Source organism: Streptomyces sp. CA-251247, assembly GCF_050952975.1.
Taxonomy (GTDB): domain Bacteria; phylum Actinomycetota; class Actinomycetes; order Streptomycetales; family Streptomycetaceae; genus Streptomyces; species Streptomyces achmelvichensis.
Genome location: NZ_CP191861.1, coordinates 1,586,479 through 1,601,366 on the forward strand (window position 1 = coordinate 1,586,479; position 14,888 = coordinate 1,601,366).

General features: G+C 69.2%; 11 protein-coding genes. 7 read left to right on the forward strand and 4 right to left on the reverse strand.

Annotated elements, in window-relative coordinates; translation table 11 throughout:
* Positions 1-110 precede the first annotated feature (110 nt).
* Complete coding sequence (locus tag ACQPWZ_RS06980) at positions 111-995, forward strand: RecB family exonuclease (RefSeq protein WP_340472213.1); 885 nt, start codon at positions 111-113, stop codon at positions 993-995.
* Between the two features lie 10 nt (positions 996-1,005).
* Positions 1,006-1,677 carry a response regulator transcription factor gene (locus ACQPWZ_RS06985; protein WP_313947314.1) on the forward strand — a complete coding sequence of 224 codons (672 nt, stop codon included), beginning with the start codon at positions 1,006-1,008 and terminating at the stop codon, positions 1,675-1,677.
* A gap of 112 nt (positions 1,678-1,789) precedes the next feature.
* Here the strand turns inward: ACQPWZ_RS06985 and ACQPWZ_RS06990 are convergent, their stop codons facing one another.
* The 3 genes from ACQPWZ_RS06990 to metH form a co-directional block, all read right to left on the reverse strand.
* Positions 1,790-3,391: an ABC transporter substrate-binding protein gene (locus tag ACQPWZ_RS06990; protein ID WP_433570906.1), complete on the reverse strand. Its 1,602-nt coding sequence runs from the start codon at positions 3,389-3,391 to the stop codon at positions 1,790-1,792.
* Between the two features lie 527 nt (positions 3,392-3,918).
* A complete protein-coding gene (locus tag ACQPWZ_RS06995; RefSeq protein WP_356706497.1) occupies positions 3,919-4,620 on the reverse strand; it encodes an HAD family hydrolase in 702 nt (233 codons plus the stop codon).
* A 160-nt stretch (positions 4,621-4,780) separates the two neighbouring features.
* On the reverse strand, positions 4,781-8,293 hold the full coding sequence (gene metH / locus ACQPWZ_RS07000) for a methionine synthase (protein WP_356706496.1): 3,513 nt from the start codon (positions 8,291-8,293) through the stop codon (positions 4,781-4,783).
* A 244-nt stretch (positions 8,294-8,537) separates the two neighbouring features.
* Between metH and ACQPWZ_RS07005 the strand changes: the two genes are divergently transcribed.
* The 5 genes from ACQPWZ_RS07005 to ACQPWZ_RS07025 all read left to right on the forward strand — a co-directional run bounded on the left by ACQPWZ_RS07005 (position 8,538) and on the right by ACQPWZ_RS07025 (position 14,272).
* The gene (locus tag ACQPWZ_RS07005) at positions 8,538-9,302 is read left to right on the forward strand and encodes an IclR family transcriptional regulator (RefSeq protein WP_313947310.1); all 765 of its coding nucleotides are present in this window, start codon (positions 8,538-8,540) and stop codon (positions 9,300-9,302) included.
* Between the two features lie 232 nt (positions 9,303-9,534).
* Positions 9,535-10,323 (forward strand): MIP/aquaporin family protein, encoded by a 789-nt coding sequence (locus ACQPWZ_RS07010; RefSeq protein ID WP_340472217.1) that lies wholly within the window; start codon positions 9,535-9,537, stop codon positions 10,321-10,323.
* A 30-nt stretch (positions 10,324-10,353) separates the two neighbouring features.
* The gene (gene glpK / locus ACQPWZ_RS07015) at positions 10,354-11,880 is read left to right on the forward strand and encodes a glycerol kinase GlpK (protein WP_340472218.1); all 1,527 of its coding nucleotides are present in this window, start codon (positions 10,354-10,356) and stop codon (positions 11,878-11,880) included.
* Positions 11,881-11,886: 6 nt separating this feature from the next.
* Positions 11,887-13,506 (forward strand): FAD-dependent oxidoreductase, encoded by a 1,620-nt coding sequence (locus ACQPWZ_RS07020; RefSeq protein WP_433570907.1) that lies wholly within the window; start codon positions 11,887-11,889, stop codon positions 13,504-13,506.
* 94 nt (positions 13,507-13,600) lie between these two features.
* Entirely contained in the window at positions 13,601-14,272 is a 672-nt protein-coding gene (locus tag ACQPWZ_RS07025) for a FadR/GntR family transcriptional regulator (RefSeq protein WP_433570908.1), read from the forward strand.
* Between the two features lie 51 nt (positions 14,273-14,323).
* On the opposite strand, the gene ACQPWZ_RS07030 is transcribed toward ACQPWZ_RS07025, so the two are convergent.
* On the reverse strand, positions 14,324-14,857 hold the full coding sequence (locus ACQPWZ_RS07030; protein WP_340472221.1) for a putative immunity protein: 534 nt from the start codon (positions 14,855-14,857) through the stop codon (positions 14,324-14,326).
* Positions 14,858-14,888: the final 31 nt, after the last annotated feature.

Here is a 14,888-nt window from a genome sequence, read left to right on the forward strand (position 1 = left end):
CCCTTCGTCGCGGGATTGCCGATGCATCGTTCGTTCGATCATGCAGTGCTCAGGGTCTGAGGTCGATGGTATTGCGCTCGCTGTCAGTGGCGGGTCGTAGGGTCTGCGTCATGAGTACGAGTCAGGAGCCGATGCCGGCCCGGCAGCCCGCGTCACTGTCGCCCTCGCGGGCGAGCGACTTCATGCAGTGTCCCCTGCTGTACCGGTTCCGGGTGATCGACAGGCTGCCCGAGAAGCCGAGTGAGGCGGCCACGCGGGGCACCCTGGTCCATGCGGTCCTGGAGCGTCTCTTCGACGCGCCCGCCGCGGAGCGCACCGCGCCGCGCGCGAAGGCATTGATCCCGGGACAGTGGGACCGGCTCCTGGAGAACCGGCCGGAGCTCAGCGAGCTGTTCGACGCGGACGAGGGCGGCGAGCAGTTGTCGCGCTGGCTGGGCGAGGCCGAGTCGCTGGTGGAGCGGTGGTTCTCGCTGGAGGACCCGACGCGGCTGGAGCCGGCCGAGCGGGAGATGTTCGTCGAGACCGAGCTGGAGTCGGGGCTGCGGCTGCGCGGTGTCATCGACCGCGTGGACGTCGCGCCCACCGGCGAGGTGCGGATCGTGGACTACAAGACGGGCAAGGCCCCGCGCCCGGAGTACAGCGAGGGCGCGCTGTTCCAGATGAAGTTCTACGCCCTGGTGATCTGGCGGCTGAAGCAGGTGGTCCCCCGCCGGCTCCAGCTCGTGTATCTGGGCAGCGGTGATGTCCTCACCTACGACCCGGTCCCGGCGGATCTGGAGCGCATCGAGCGCAAGCTGCTGGCGCTGTGGGAGGCGATCAGGCTCGCGACGGAGACGGGCGACTGGCGGCCGCGGCCGACGAAGCTGTGCGGCTGGTGCGACCACCAGGCGGTGTGTCCGGAATTCGGCGGCACTCCCCCGGTATATCCGCTGAGCATTTCCCCGGCCGACTCGCCGGAGGATGGTCAGGGCAGAATGGGCCCGGACCGAATGTAGAGGAGTTCCCGTGGCTATCCGCGTCCTGCTGGTCGATGACCAGCCGCTGCTGCGTACCGGTTTCCGGATGATCCTGGAGGCCGAGCAGGACATCGCGGTCGTCGGCGAGGCCGGGGACGGTCTTCAGGCGCTCGACCAGGTGCGGGCGCTGCAGCCCGACGTCGTTCTGATGGACATCCGGATGCCCCGGATGGACGGGGTCGAGGCGACCCGGCAGATCACCGGTCCGGGGCGGGACGGCCCGGCGAAGGTGCTCGTCCTGACCACCTTCGATCTCGACGAGTACGTGGTGGAGGCGCTGCGGGCCGGCGCCAGCGGCTTCCTGCTGAAGGACGCGCCCGCCAATGAGCTGGTGCAGGCGATCCGGGTGGTGGCGGCGGGCGAGGCGATGCTGGCCCCGAGCATCACCCGCAGGCTCCTCGACAAGTACGCGGACCATCTCCCCTCCGGTGAGGAGGCGGTGCCTGACACCCTGCACACGCTGACCGAGCGCGAGGTGGAGGTCCTCAAGCTGGTCGCGCGGGGCCTGTCCAACGCGGAGATCGCGGCGGACCTGTTCGTGAGCGAGACCACCGTCAAGACGCATGTGGGCCATGTGCTCACCAAGCTGAGCCTGCGCGACCGGGTGCAGGCCGCGGTCTATGCGTACGAGAGCGGCCTCGTGCGTCCCGGCGCGCAGTAGGGGCCCTCACACCGCTGCGGTCGGGCGCGTACTCGACCGGGGCGGGGCAGGACATGCGAAAGGCGGCGGGCAGATGCCCGCCGCCTTTCGTTTCCACCGGATACCGCGGGGGTCAGGAGCCGCTGCCCCGGCCGAGCTCCCACAGCTGCATGTCGGAGCTGGCGTTGAGCAGGCTCTCCACACCGGTCACGCCGGTGCGGGCGGCGACGTACTGCTTGCCCTGCCACAGCGGCAGCACGGGCACGTCGTCGGCGACGATGTCCTGGATCTTGTTGAAGGCGGTCGAGGCCGCGGTGCGGTCGGCCTCGCGGCGCGACTGCGGGATGAGCCCACGGGCCACGGTGCTCACGTACGGGCTGTTGAGGAAGTTGCCCTTGTCGAGGAACGGCGCGATGTAGTTGTCCGGGTCCGGGAAGTCGGGGAACCAGCCGAGGCCGTAGACGGGGTAGTCACCGCGCTTCTGGGCGGGGCGGAACTTGCTCCACTCGGTGCCCTCGATGGTGACCGAGAACAGCTTGCTGCCGTTCAGCTGGTCACGCAGGACCTCGAACTCCTTGGCGGTGCCGTCACCGTAGTGGTCGGTCGTGTAGTGGAGCTTGAGCTTCACCGGAGTCTTGATGCCGGCCTCGTCCAGGATCTCGGAGGCGTTCGCACGGCTCGGCTCGCCGTACTTGTTGTAGAACGAGTTGGTGTGCGCGCCGATGCTCTTCGGGATGAGCGAGTAGAGCGGCTCGGCGGTGGCGCCGTAGACCTGGCCGGCGATCTGGCCGCGGTCGACGACGGCGGCCATGGCCTGGCGGACCGCCTTGTCCTTCACCGACGGGTCGTTGGTGTTGAAGGCGAGGTAGCGGATGGAGAGCCCGGGCATCTCGGTGAGCTCGATGCCCTCCTTCGGGCTGTCCGTCATCTCCTTGATCTGGTCCGGCGCCATCTCCCGGGTCATGACGTCGATGTCACCGGCTTCGAGGGCCTTGCCCATCGCCTCGGCGTCCGGGAACAGCCGCAGCTCGACCTTGTCGTTGTGGAGCTTGATGTCGCCCTTGTACGAGTCGTTCTTGCTGAAGACGACCTTGGTGATCTTGTCACCCTCGGTCTCGGTCTTCATCGTGTACGGCCCGGAACCATCGACCTGGAAGCCCTCGCGGAGCTTCTTGGCCTCGTAGTTCTTCTTGCTGATGATCGCCGCGGCCGGCGTCGAGAGCTTGAAGGGGAAGGTCGCGTCCGGCGTCGCGAGGTGGAAGACGACCTCGTCGTCACCGTTGGTCTCGATGGTGTCGATGTTGTTCAGCAGGGCCGCGGTGCCGTTGTCGGTGTCGATGTCGAGCACGCGCTGGATGGAGAACTTCACGTCCTCGGCCGTGACGTCGGCGCCGTCGGCGAACTTGAGGCCGTCGCGCAGCTTGCAGCGGTAGCTCTCACTCGCGTTGTCGGTGAAGGAACACGACCGGGCGGCGTCCGGCACGGGCTCGCCGCCGCCGCGCGGGGCGTGCATCAGCGTCTGGACGGTCTGGCGCAGGACGTTCCAGGCGCCGGTGTCGTAGGCGTAGGCCGGGTCGAGCGGGGCAGGAGCGTCCTCGGTGGCGATGAACTGGTCCGTGGTGCCGACGACGATGGCGTCACCGCCACCGGAGCCGCCCTCCGTGCTGCCGCAGGCGACGAGCACGGGCGCGAGCATGCCGGCCAAGGCCGGCAGCACCAAAGTCTTGCGGTTCATCCTGGACGTTCTCCCTCATCCGGCACTGGGATACAGCGGTGTGTACGGGAGACTCCGCCGCGGCCGCCCGGTCGGGGCGGTTTCGAACGGTCCGGGAAACAGGACGATCGGTCCTGTGTTCGCGGCGGTTGTGCGACCGCCGGGGCGCATCGGGGTTGCGGCGAAGTACTCGCGAAGAGATTAGTCGGCAACGCCACGAAAGCTTGACCGGGCCCGAGTTGGGCCGTATTCACTGAGTGATCGGTTATGCCTGTCAGTGGATGGTCACACCACGGAATGTTTCGTACACCGCTCCACCAATACGGACACAAGGGCACAGCCGGACCGCTGCCGCGGGGCCACCGGGGGGTCCGGAAGCGCCCCATCCAGGGCACTCACAGTGACGAACGTCACGCAACGAAATCCATCGGATCGCCCCGGAAAAGGCCCGGAACGATCACCGAAAACCCCGCCCTCCACCACTCGGAGTTTCCGTTGCATTCAGGGGAAACTCCGAGACGCTTCAAGGAATACGGACAGTACACGCATCAGTTCATTGTGGTGATGAGTGTGCGGAGAAAACCAAGGTCCACTTCTTCCAGGGAGCGGACGACGACCCTGCCCACGGCGGGCGCGATGGGGGCCACGGACGGTACGGCGACCACCCGGCAGCCGGCCGCCTCCGCGGAGGCCACACCGGTCGCGGTGTCCTCGATGACGGCGCATCTCGCGGGCTCCGCACCGAGGCCGCGTGCGGCCAGGAGGTACGGATCGGGGTGCGGCTTGGTCCGCGGGACCTCGTCACCGGCGACGGAGAGCGCGAAGTTCTTCGGCCCGAGGGAAGCCAGCACGCGGTCGATGATCCGCCGGTGCGAGGCGGAGACCAGCGCGGTGGGCACCCCTTGTGCGGCCAGTTCGGCGAGCAGCCGCTGCGCGCCCGGCATGAGCGGCACACCGCGGCCGATGCGGGCCTCGAAGCGGTCGTTCAGGAGCACGGTCAGCTCGGGCATGGTGATGTCGGCGCCCGTCGCCTCGATGAGGTAGCCGGCGCTGCGCGTCATGGGGCCACCGACCACCACGTCCCGCCATGCCTCGTCGAGCTCGTGACCGAGATCCGCGAAGACCTCCACCTCCGCGTCCCACCAGAAGCCTTCGGTGTCCACGAGGGTGCCGTCCATGTCGAGGAGAACGGCCTGAAGGGCAGACCCTTCCGCCGTACGGGTCAAGGACGCGGGGACCGTGCTGGTCATCGGCACACCTCCGTGAGGGACGAGAAGGCCGGCCACCTTTCCCTGCGGCTTTTCCCGCGGGGAGAGACGACCGGCCTGCACTGGACCGATAAGTGTACGACTCGTCCGGCGAACATGCGCGGAAGGGACGTCCAACGCGCGGTGAAGTGCTGCGCGATTTCTATCGCGCGTTGAAGTACTTCGCCTCCGGGTGGTGGATGACGATCGCGTCCGTGGACTGCTCCGGGTGCAGCTGGAACTCCTCGGAGAGCTCGACGCCGATCCGCTCGGGCTCGAGCAGCTGAGCGATCTTGGCCCGGTCCTCGAGGTCCGGGCACGCTCCGTAGCCGAGCGAGAACCGCGCGCCGCGGTACTTCAGCGCGAACATGTCCTCCACCTCCGCCGGGTCCTCGCCGCCGAAACCGAGCTCGGTGCGGACCCGGGCGTGCCAGTACTCCGCCAGCGCCTCCGCGAGCTGGACGGACAGTCCGTGCAGCTCCAGGTAGTCGCGGTAGGAGTCCGACTCGAAGAGCTCCGCCGTCGCCTCACCGATCCGCGATCCGACGGTGACGACCTGGAGTCCGACGACGTCCCGCTCGCCGGACTCCTCCGGGCGGAAGAAGTCCGCGAGACACAGGCGGCGGCCCCGGCGCTGGCGGGGGAAGGAGAAGCGGGTGCGTTCCGAGCCGTCCTCGTTCAGCAGGATCAGGTCGTCGCCCTTGGAGACGCAGGGGAAGTAGCCGTAGACGACGGCCGCCTCCAGCAGGTTGCGGGTGTGCAGCTGGTCCAGCCAGCCCCGCAGCCGCGGCCGGCCCTCGCTCTCGACCAGCTCCTGGTACGAGGGGCCGTCACCGGCGCGCGCCTCCTTGAGACCCCACTGGCCCTTGAAGAGTGCGCCCTCGTCCAGCCAGGACGCGTACTCCTTCAGCTGGATGCCCTTGATCACCCGCGTGCCCCAGAACGGCGGTTCGGGGACCGGGTTGTCGACGGCGACGTCGGAGCGTACGGCCCCTTCCTCGGGGCGGTCGTCGACGACGGCGTTCGTGGTGGCCCGCACACGGCGCTGCTTGAGGTCGGGGAGCGTGGCGCCCGGGACTCCGCGCTTGACCGCGATGAGGGCGTCCATCAGCCGCAGGCCCTCGAAGGCGTCGCGGGCGTAGCGGACTTCGCCCTCGTAGATCTCGTGGAGGTCCTGTTCGACGTAGGCCCGCGTCAGGGCGGCGCCACCGAGGATGACCGGGTAGTCGGCGGCCATCTTGCGCTGGTTGAGCTCCTCCAGGTTCTCCTTCATGATCACCGTGGACTTCACCAGCAGGCCGGACATGCCGATGACGTCGGCCCGGTGTTCCTCCGCCGCCTCCAGGATCGCCGAGACCGGCTGCTTGATACCGAGGTTGACGACGTTGTAGCCGTTGTTCGACAGGATGATGTCGACGAGGTTCTTGCCGATGTCGTGGACGTCGCCGCGGACGGTGGCCAGCACGATGGTGCCCTTGCCGTCGTCGTCCGTCTTCTCCATGTGGGGTTCGAGGAAGGCGACGGCGTTCTTCATGACCTCGGCGGACTGGAGCACGAACGGCAGCTGCATCTGTCCGGAGCCGAAGAGTTCACCGACGACCTTCATGCCCTCCAGCAGCGTGTCGTTCACGATGTCCAGCGCGGGCCGGTCCTGGAGCGCCTCCTCGAGGTCCGCGTCGAGGCCGTTCTTCTCGCCGTCGATGATGCGCCGCTTGAGCCGCTCGTCCAGCGGCAGCGCGAGCAGTTCCTCGGTCTTGCCCGCCTTCATCGACTTGGTGTTGACGCCCTCGAAGAGGGCCATCAGCTTCTGCAGCGGGTCGTAGCCCTCGGCGCGGCGGTCGTGGATCAGGTCGAGGGCGGTCTGCACCTGTTCGTCGTCGAAGCGCGCGATGGGCAGGATCTTCGACGCGTGCACGATCGCCGAGTCCAGGCCCGCCTTGACGCACTCGTCGAGGAACACGGAGTTCAGCAGGATCCGGGCGGCCGGGTTGAGGCCGAAGGAGATGTTGGACAGGCCCAGCGTGGTCTGCACGTCCGGGCGCCGGCGCTTGAGTTCACGGATGGCCTCGATGGTGGCGATGCCGTCCTTGCGGGACTCCTCCTGACCGGTGCAGATGGTGAACGTCAGGGTGTCGATGAGGATGTCCGACTCGTGGATGCCCCAGTTCCCCGTGAGGTCCTCGATGAGCCGCTCGGCGATGGCGACCTTGTGCTCGACGGTGCGGGCCTGGCCCTCCTCGTCGATGGTGAGGGCGATGAGGGCGGCGCCGTGCTCCTGCGCCAGCGCGGTGACCTTCGCGAAGCGGGACTCCGGTCCGTCACCGTCCTCGTAGTTGACGGAGTTGATGACCGCGCGGCCGCCGAGCTTCTCCAGTCCGGCCCGGATGACCGGCACTTCGGTGGAGTCGAGCACGATCGGCAGGGTGGAGGCGGTGGCGAAGCGCCCCGCCAGTTCCTCCATGTCGGCGACGCCGTCGCGGCCGACGTAGTCGACGCACAGGTCCAGCATGTGCGCGCCCTCGCGGATCTGGTCCCGGGCCATCTCGACGCAGTCGTCCCAGCGGGCGTCCAGCATCGCATCGCGGAACTTCTTCGATCCGTTGGCGTTCGTGCGCTCGCCGATCGCCATGTACGCGGTGTCCTGACGGAACGGCACCGTCTGGTAGAGGGAGGCGGCGCCCGGCTCCGGGCGCGGGCTGCGGACGGTCGGCGTGAGGTCGCGGACGCGCTCGACGACCTGGCGCAGGTGCTCCGGCGTCGTACCGCAGCAGCCGCCGACGAGGGAGAGGCCGTACTCGCGCACGAACGTCTCCTGTGCGTCGGCGAGCTCACCGGCCGACAGCGGGTAGTGGGCGCCATCCTTGCCCAGGACCGGCAGGCCGGCGTTCGGCATGCAGGAGAGCGGGATACGGGAGTGGCGCGCGAGATAGCGCAGGTGCTCGCTCATCTCGGCCGGCCCGGTGGCGCAGTTCAGGCCGATCATGTCGATGCCGAGCGGCTCCAGCGCGGTGAGCGCGGCACCGATCTCCGAGCCGAGGAGCATGGTGCCGGTCGTCTCGACCGTGACGGAGCAGATGAGGGGAAGGTTCGCGCCCGTGGCCTCCAGGGCCCGGCGGGCGCCGATGACGGAGGCCTTCGTCTGGAGGAGGTCCTGGGTCGTCTCCACCAGGAGGGCGTCCGCGCCTCCGGCGATCATGCCTTCGGCGTTCTGCTGGTAGGCGTCGCGCAGCTTCGTGTAGGGGGCGTGGCCCAGGGTCGGCAGCTTGGTGCCGGGGCCCATGGAGCCGAGCACCCAGCGCTGCTGTCCGGTGGCGGCGGTGAACTCGTCGGCGACCTCGCGTGCGATGCGGGCGCCGGACTCGGAGAGCTCGTGGACCCGCTCGGGGATGTCGTACTCGCCCAGCGCGGCGAGGTTCGCGCCGAAGGTGTTCGTCTCGACGCAGTCGACGCCCACCTCGAAGTAGGCCGAATGGACGCTTCGCACGATGTCCGGGCGCGTCACATTGAGGATCTCGTTGCAGCCTTCGAGGTCCTGGAAGTCCTCGAGCGTCGGGTCCTGGGCCTGGAGCATCGTGCCCATCGCGCCGTCCGCGACGACGACGCGCGTGGCCAGGGCCTCGCGGAGGGCTTCGATTCGGGTCCGGCTGTCAGCGGAAGGGGTCGGCGACGAGGCCATGGATGAGCTCCCTGGGATGCGACGGCTGTCGGCTTTGCGCCCCCGGTGGAGGGCGCACGGAGTTCAGAGTAGCCGGGCGGGCCCCGTCGGGGCGGGAGCGTCCCACGACGCGGACGGAGTCGTCGGGCCGCGGGGGCTTTCCGCATCCCGTCGGCCACGAGATACTCACTCGGCGGTCACCAAGGTCGGCATCGACCGATAGTGTTCAGCATTGTCGAACCGCTGTGAAGAAGGGCACGAGGCGATGGCGAAAAATATCCAGTCGCTCGAGCGTGCGGCGGCGATGCTGCGACTGCTCGCCGGCGGGGAACGCCGGCTGGGCCTGTCGGACATCGCCTCCTCGCTGGAACTGGCCAAGGGCACCGCGCACGGCATCCTCCGGACTCTCCAGGCCGAGGGTTTCGTCGAGCAGGACCCGGCGTCCGGCCGCTACCAGCTGGGGGCCGAGCTGCTGCGGCTCGGGAACAGCTATCTCGATGTCCACGAGTTGCGGGCCCGGGCCCTCGTGTGGACGGACGACCTGGCCCGGTCCAGCGGCGAGAGCGTCCACCTCGGCGTGGTGCACCAGCACGGTGTGCTGATCGTCCACCACGTCTTCCGGCCGGACGACAGCCGCCAGGTCCTGGAGGTGGGGGCCATGCAGCCGCTGCACTCGACGGCGCTCGGCAAGGTGCTGTCGGCGTACGACCCCGTGGCGCACTCGGAGGCTCTGGAGGTGGACCGCAAGGCCTTCACCCCGCGGACCGTCACCGACCTGGCCGGATTCGAGTCGGTGCTGGACCACACCCGGGCGCGCGGCTGGGCGGCCGACCTGGAGGAGACCTGGGAGGGCGTCGCCTCGGTCGCCGCCCCCATCCACGACCGCCGCCGCATGCCGGTGGGGGCCATCGCCATCACGGGCGCCGTGGAGCGGCTGTGCAAGGACGACGAGGTGCGGTCCGAGCTGATCGCGGCGGTGCGGGACTGCGCCCGTTCGGTGTCACGCGACCTCGGCGCCGGGCGTTTCTGACCGATTTGAGTGCACCAAGGGTAACGATACGGTTTTCGGCCACTCACCCCTTGACGCGCTGTTAACCGGAGGGCAAAACTGCCGTTCATCGGTCGGCATTGTCGAACACCTAACGGCAATACGCGTTAGAGTGTGGCAGCGCCAGGGCCGACAAACGCTCTCACCTGAGGGCGCGGACCGCGGAGGGACCCGAGGTCCGCATTTCCCTGGACGAAGGACAAAGGAGTCGCGGGTGTCCAGCTCCGACATCTTCATCGGCGAGCTCATAGGTACCGCCGTACTCATCCTGCTCGGTGGCGGCGTGGTCGCCGCTGTCGTACTCAAGCGCTCGAAGGCGCAGAACGCCGGCTGGCTGGCGATCACCTTCGGGTGGGGATTCGCGGTCATGACCGCGGTCTACATGACGGGCACGCTCTCCGGCGCCCACCTCAACCCGGCGGTCACGGTCGGTATCGCGATCAAGGACGGGGACTGGAGCAACGTCCCGGTCTACTTCGCCGGACAGATGGTCGGCGCCATGGTCGGTGCCGCGCTGGTCTGGATCGCCTACTACGGACAGTTCCACGCCCACCTCACCGACCCGGAGATCCTCGCGGCCCAGCCCGAGGAAGAGGGCCTCGTCGACCAGAAGGCCGCGCCCAAGGCCGGCCCGGTGCTCGGAGTCTTCTCCACCGGACCCGAGGTCCGTGTGGTGTGGCAGAACCTGGCGACCGAGATCATCGGCACCACCGTGCTGGTGCTCGCCGTCCTGACGCAGGGCCTCAACGACAGCGGCAAGGGTCTCGGCGTGATCGGCGCGCTGATCACCGCCTTCGTCGTCGTCGGCATCGGCCTCTCGCTCGGCGGCCCGACCGGCTACGCCATCAACCCGGCCCGTGACCTGGGCCCGCGCATCGTGCACGCCCTGCTGCCGCTGCCCAACAAGGGCGGCTCGGACTGGGGCTACGCCTGGATCCCCGTCGTCGGCCCGCTGGCGGGTGGTGCCCTCGCAGCGGGTATCTACCAGCTCGCGTTCGCCTAAGCCGTCCCTTCGACCTCGCAGGAGCACTCCGTGACCGACGCACACACCACCGGCCCGTTCATCGCGGCCATCGACCAGGGCACCACTTCCAGCCGCTGCATCGTCTTCGACAAGGACGGCCGCATCGTCTCCGTCGACCAGAAGGAGCACGAGCAGATCTTCCCGAAGCCGGGCTGGGTGGAGCACGACGCCGCCGAGATCTGGACCAACGTGCAGGAAGTGGTGGACGCGGCCGTCGCGAAGGCCGGCATCACCGCGGCCGACGTCAAGGCGATCGGCATCACCAACCAGCGTGAGACCACGCTGCTGTGGGACAAGAACACCGGTGAGCCGGTCCACAACGCCCTCGTGTGGCAGGACACCCGCACCGACGCGCTCTGCAAGGAGCTCGGCCGCAACGTGGGACAGGACCGCTTCCGCCGTGAGACGGGCCTGCCGCTGGCCTCCTACTTCGCCGGCCCCAAGGTCCGCTGGCTGCTGGACAACGTCGAGGGCCTGCGTGAGCGCGCAGAGCGCGGCGACATCCTCTTCGGCACCATGGACTCCTGGGTCATCTGGAACCTCACCGGCGGCACGGACGGCGGTGTGCACGTCACGGACGTCACCAACGCCTCGCGCACCATGCTGATGAACCTGCACACCATGGAGTGGGACGACAAGATCCTCAGCTCCATGGAGATCCCGGCCGCGGTGCTGCCGGAGATCCGGTCCTCCGCCGAGGTCTACGGCAGTGCCAAGGGCGGCGCCCTGGCCGGCGTACCCGTCGCCTCCGCGCTCGGCGACCAGCAGGCGGCCCTGTTCGGCCAGACGTGTTTCGCCGAGGGCGAGGCCAAGTCGACGTACGGCACCGGCACCTTCATGCTGATGAACACCGGCGAGACGCCCGTCAACTCCTACAACGGGCTGCTGACGACGGTCGGTTACCGCATCGGTGAACAGAAGGCCGTCTACGCCCTCGAAGGTTCCATCGCCGTCACCGGCTCGCTCGTGCAGTGGATGCGCGACCAGATGGGCCTCATCAACTCCGCGGCCGAGATCGAGACGCTGGCCCTGTCGGTCGAGGACAACGGCGGCGCGTACTTCGTGCCGGCCTTCTCCGGACTGTTCGCCCCGTACTGGCGTCCCGACGCCCGCGGTGTGATCGCCGGCCTCACCCGCTATGTCACCAAGGCGCACATCGCGCGCGCCGTGCTCGAGGCCACCGCCTGGCAGACCCGTGAGATCAGCGACGCCATGACCAAGGACTCCGGCGTCGAGCTGACCGCACTCAAGGTCGACGGCGGCATGACCTCCAACAACCTGCTGATGCAGACCCTCTCGGACTTCCTGGACGCACCGGTCGTGCGCCCCATGGTCGCCGAGACGACCTGCCTCGGCGCGGCCTACGCCGCCGGCCTGGCCGTCGGCTTCTGGCCCGACACCGACGCTCTGCGCGCCAACTGGCGCCGGGCCGCCGAGTGGACCCCCCGCATGGACGCCACCCAGCGGGACCGTGAGTACAAGAGCTGGCTCAAGGCCGTCGAGCGGACCATGGGCTGGCTCGAGGACGAGGAGTAAAAAATCATGACCACCCTGCAGAGCGTCCCCGCCACGGGGACGCGTCCGGCCGCCGGTTCCCTGCCGGGCCGTGCCGAGACTCGGGAGCAGCTTTCCAAGGCGACGTACGACCTCCTGGTGATCGGCGGCGGCATCCTGGGCATCTCCACCGCCTGGCATGCCGCGCAATCCGGGCTGCGGGTGGCTCTGGTGGACGCCGGCGACTTCGCCGGCGCCACCTCCTCCGCCTCCTCCAAGCTCCTCCACGGCGGTCTGCGCTACCTGCAGACCGGCGCGGTGAAGCTGGTGGCGGAGAACCACTTCGAGCGCCGTGCGGTCTCCCGCCAGGTGGCCCCCCACCTGGCCAACCCGCTCACCTTCTATCTGCCGGTCTACAAGGGCGGACCGCACGGCGCGGCGAAGCTGGGAGCGGGAGTGTTCGCGTACTCCGCGCTCTCCGCCTTCGGTGACGGCGTCGGCCATGTCATAGGCCCGGCCAGGGCGCAGCGTGACGTGCCCGAGCTGCGCACCGAGAACCTCAAGGCCGTGGCCGTGTACGGCGACGACCAGATGAACGACTCGCGCATGGCACTGATGACGGTCCGCGCGGCCGTCCAGTCGGGTGCCACCGTGCTCAACCACGCCGAGGTCACCGGACTGCGCTTCACCAAGGGCCGGGTCACCGGCGCGGAGCTCAAGGACCGTACCGACGGCACCGAGTTCGGCGTCAGCGCGCGCCTGGTGCTCAACGCGACCGGACCGTGGGTGGACCACCTGCGCAGGATGGAGGACCCGAACGCGGCTCCCTCCATCCGGCTCTCCAAGGGCGCGCACCTGGTGCTGAAGCGCACCTCGCCGTGGAAGGCGGCCCTGGCGACCCCGATCGACAAGTACCGCATCACCTTCGCGCTCCCCTGGGAGGACATGCTGCTGCTCGGCACCACCGACGAGGAGTACGAGGGCGACCCGGCGGACGTCGCGATCAACGAGAAGGACACCGCCCAGATCCTGGACGAGGCCGCGTACTCCATCCGCGACCAGCAGCTGTCCCGCGATCTGATCACCTACTCCTTCGCCGGTCTGCGGGTCCTCCCCGGCGGCCCCGGCGACACCTCGAAGGCCAAGCGCGAGACGGTGGTCACCGAGGGAAGCGGCGGCATGCTGTCGGTCGCCGGCGGCAAGTGGACGACCTTCCGCCACATCGGCCGCACCGTGATGAACAAGCTGGCGGCCCTGCCCGGGCATCCGCTGGGCGAGTACGACGAGGGTCTGGTGCCGATCTCGCGGCTGCCGAAGAAGCTGCCGCTGCCGGGCATCGCCAACCCGAACGCGGTGGCCCACCGGCTGCTCGTCGGCGGCGACACCCCGGGCTCGCGGATCGCCGAGGACACCGCGCGTCATCTCGCGACGCACTACGGCTCGCTGTCGTTCGACATCGCGCGGCTCGCCGAGGACGACCCGGCGCTCGCCGAGCGGATCCACCCCGACGCTCCCGAGATCTGGGCACAGGTCGCCTACGCACGCGACCAGGAGTGGGCCGAGACCGCCGACGACGTCCTGCGCCGCCGTACGACGCTGACGATCCGCGGCCTCGCGACGGACGAGATCCGCGCCAGGGTCGAGGACGTACTGGGCAGGAAGGCCTGACCTCAGGTCGGTTTTCCCCGACGTGGGCGGCTCTCGGGGGGCCGCCCACGTTGTACGCTCAGACATCCGATGAATAAGGGACGAGGGGGCCGTCGTGGCAGTCACCGACGAGGCGATCGAAAAGATCAAGGGAATGATCGTCTCGGGTGCTCTGCGCCCCGGCGACCGCCTGCCCAAGGAGAGCGAACTCGCCGCCGAACTCGGCCTGTCCCGCAATTCGCTGCGTGAGGCCGTGCGCGCGCTGTCGCTGATCCGCATCCTGGACGTGCGCCAGGGCGACGGCACTTATGTGACCAGCCTGGACCCGCAGTTGCTGCTGGAGGCGCTGAGCTTCGTGGTGGACTTCCACCGCGACGACACGGTGCTGGAGTTCCTCGCCGTACGCCGGATCCTGGAACCCGCTGCCACCGCGATGGCCGCGAGCCGCATCGGTGAGAGCGAGCTGGACCGGCTGAGCGCACAGCTGGACGAGCTGGGGCCCGAGCCCTCCGTCGAGGAACTGGTCGCCACCGACCTGGAGTTCCACCGGGGCATCGTGCAGTCCTCGGGCAATTCCGTGCTCTGCTCGCTGCTGGACGGCCTGTCCGGGCCGACGACGCGCGCCAGGGTGTGGCGCGGACTGACGCAGGAGGACGCGGTCAGCCGCACCCTGCACGAGCACCGGGCGATCCTCTCCGCGCTCCGCGACCGCGATGCCGAGGCCGCCCGCTCGTGGGCGACGGTGCACATCGCGAGCGTGGAGCAGTGGCTCCGGTCGACGCTCTAGCAAGGAGTCTCACTCAGGGATTCCGGTACGGCCCCTGGTACGCGTGCTCCCTCAGGCGCGGAGAGCGGCGTCGAGATCGCGGATGAACTCCCCCACGCGCCCTCCCCCGGGAGGCGCGGCAGGCAGCCGGCCGAGCACGGCGGGGACCGCCGCCGGTGCGTGATGGCGCGCCCATTCCAGGGTCCCCGCGGTCACCCGCCGGTCCTCCGCGGAGGCCAGTTCCTCCGCTCGCGCCGCATGCGCTGCCGCACCGAGGACGTGCTTCACCTGATGTGCGCTCGCCTTGGGATGCAGGTACGCGGCGGCCGCCGCGTGGCTCGCCGCCCGTGCCGCGTCGGCCGCGGGCGGCGAAGCGGCTTCCTGCGCGGCCTTGTACGCCGCCCACGCGCTCTGCCGCAGGGCGGCCGTGCGCCGGCCGCCGGCGGCGAAGGCGTGTGCCGCGTCGATGGCCTCCCGAGGGCGCGTGTCCGCGGGAAGGCTCTGCTCGAAGATCGACAGCGTCCTGCGCGCACAGTCGGCGGCGTAGCCCGCGATCTCCCGCAGTTCGTGTTCGCTCAGCTCGATCTCTTGCGACTCGCTCGGCACGGCTCCATCCTGCCGCAGGTCACCGCCGCCC

Coding starts and splice junctions, on each gene's coding strand:
- ACQPWZ_RS06980 (WP_340472213.1), top strand. CDS start 111: ATGAGTACGAGTCAGGAGCCGATGCCGGCCCGGCAGCCCGCGTCACTG.
- ACQPWZ_RS06990 (WP_433570906.1), bottom strand. CDS start 3,391: ATGAACCGCAAGACTTTGGTGCTGCCGGCCTTGGCCGGCATGCTCGCG.
- ACQPWZ_RS06995 (WP_356706497.1), bottom strand. CDS start 4,620: ATGACCAGCACGGTCCCCGCGTCCTTGACCCGTACGGCGGAAGGGTCT.
- metH (WP_356706496.1), bottom strand. CDS start 8,293: ATGGCCTCGTCGCCGACCCCTTCCGCTGACAGCCGGACCCGAATCGAA.
- ACQPWZ_RS07005 (WP_313947310.1), top strand. CDS start 8,538: ATGGCGAAAAATATCCAGTCGCTCGAGCGTGCGGCGGCGATGCTGCGA.
- ACQPWZ_RS07020 (WP_433570907.1), top strand. CDS start 11,887: ATGACCACCCTGCAGAGCGTCCCCGCCACGGGGACGCGTCCGGCCGCC.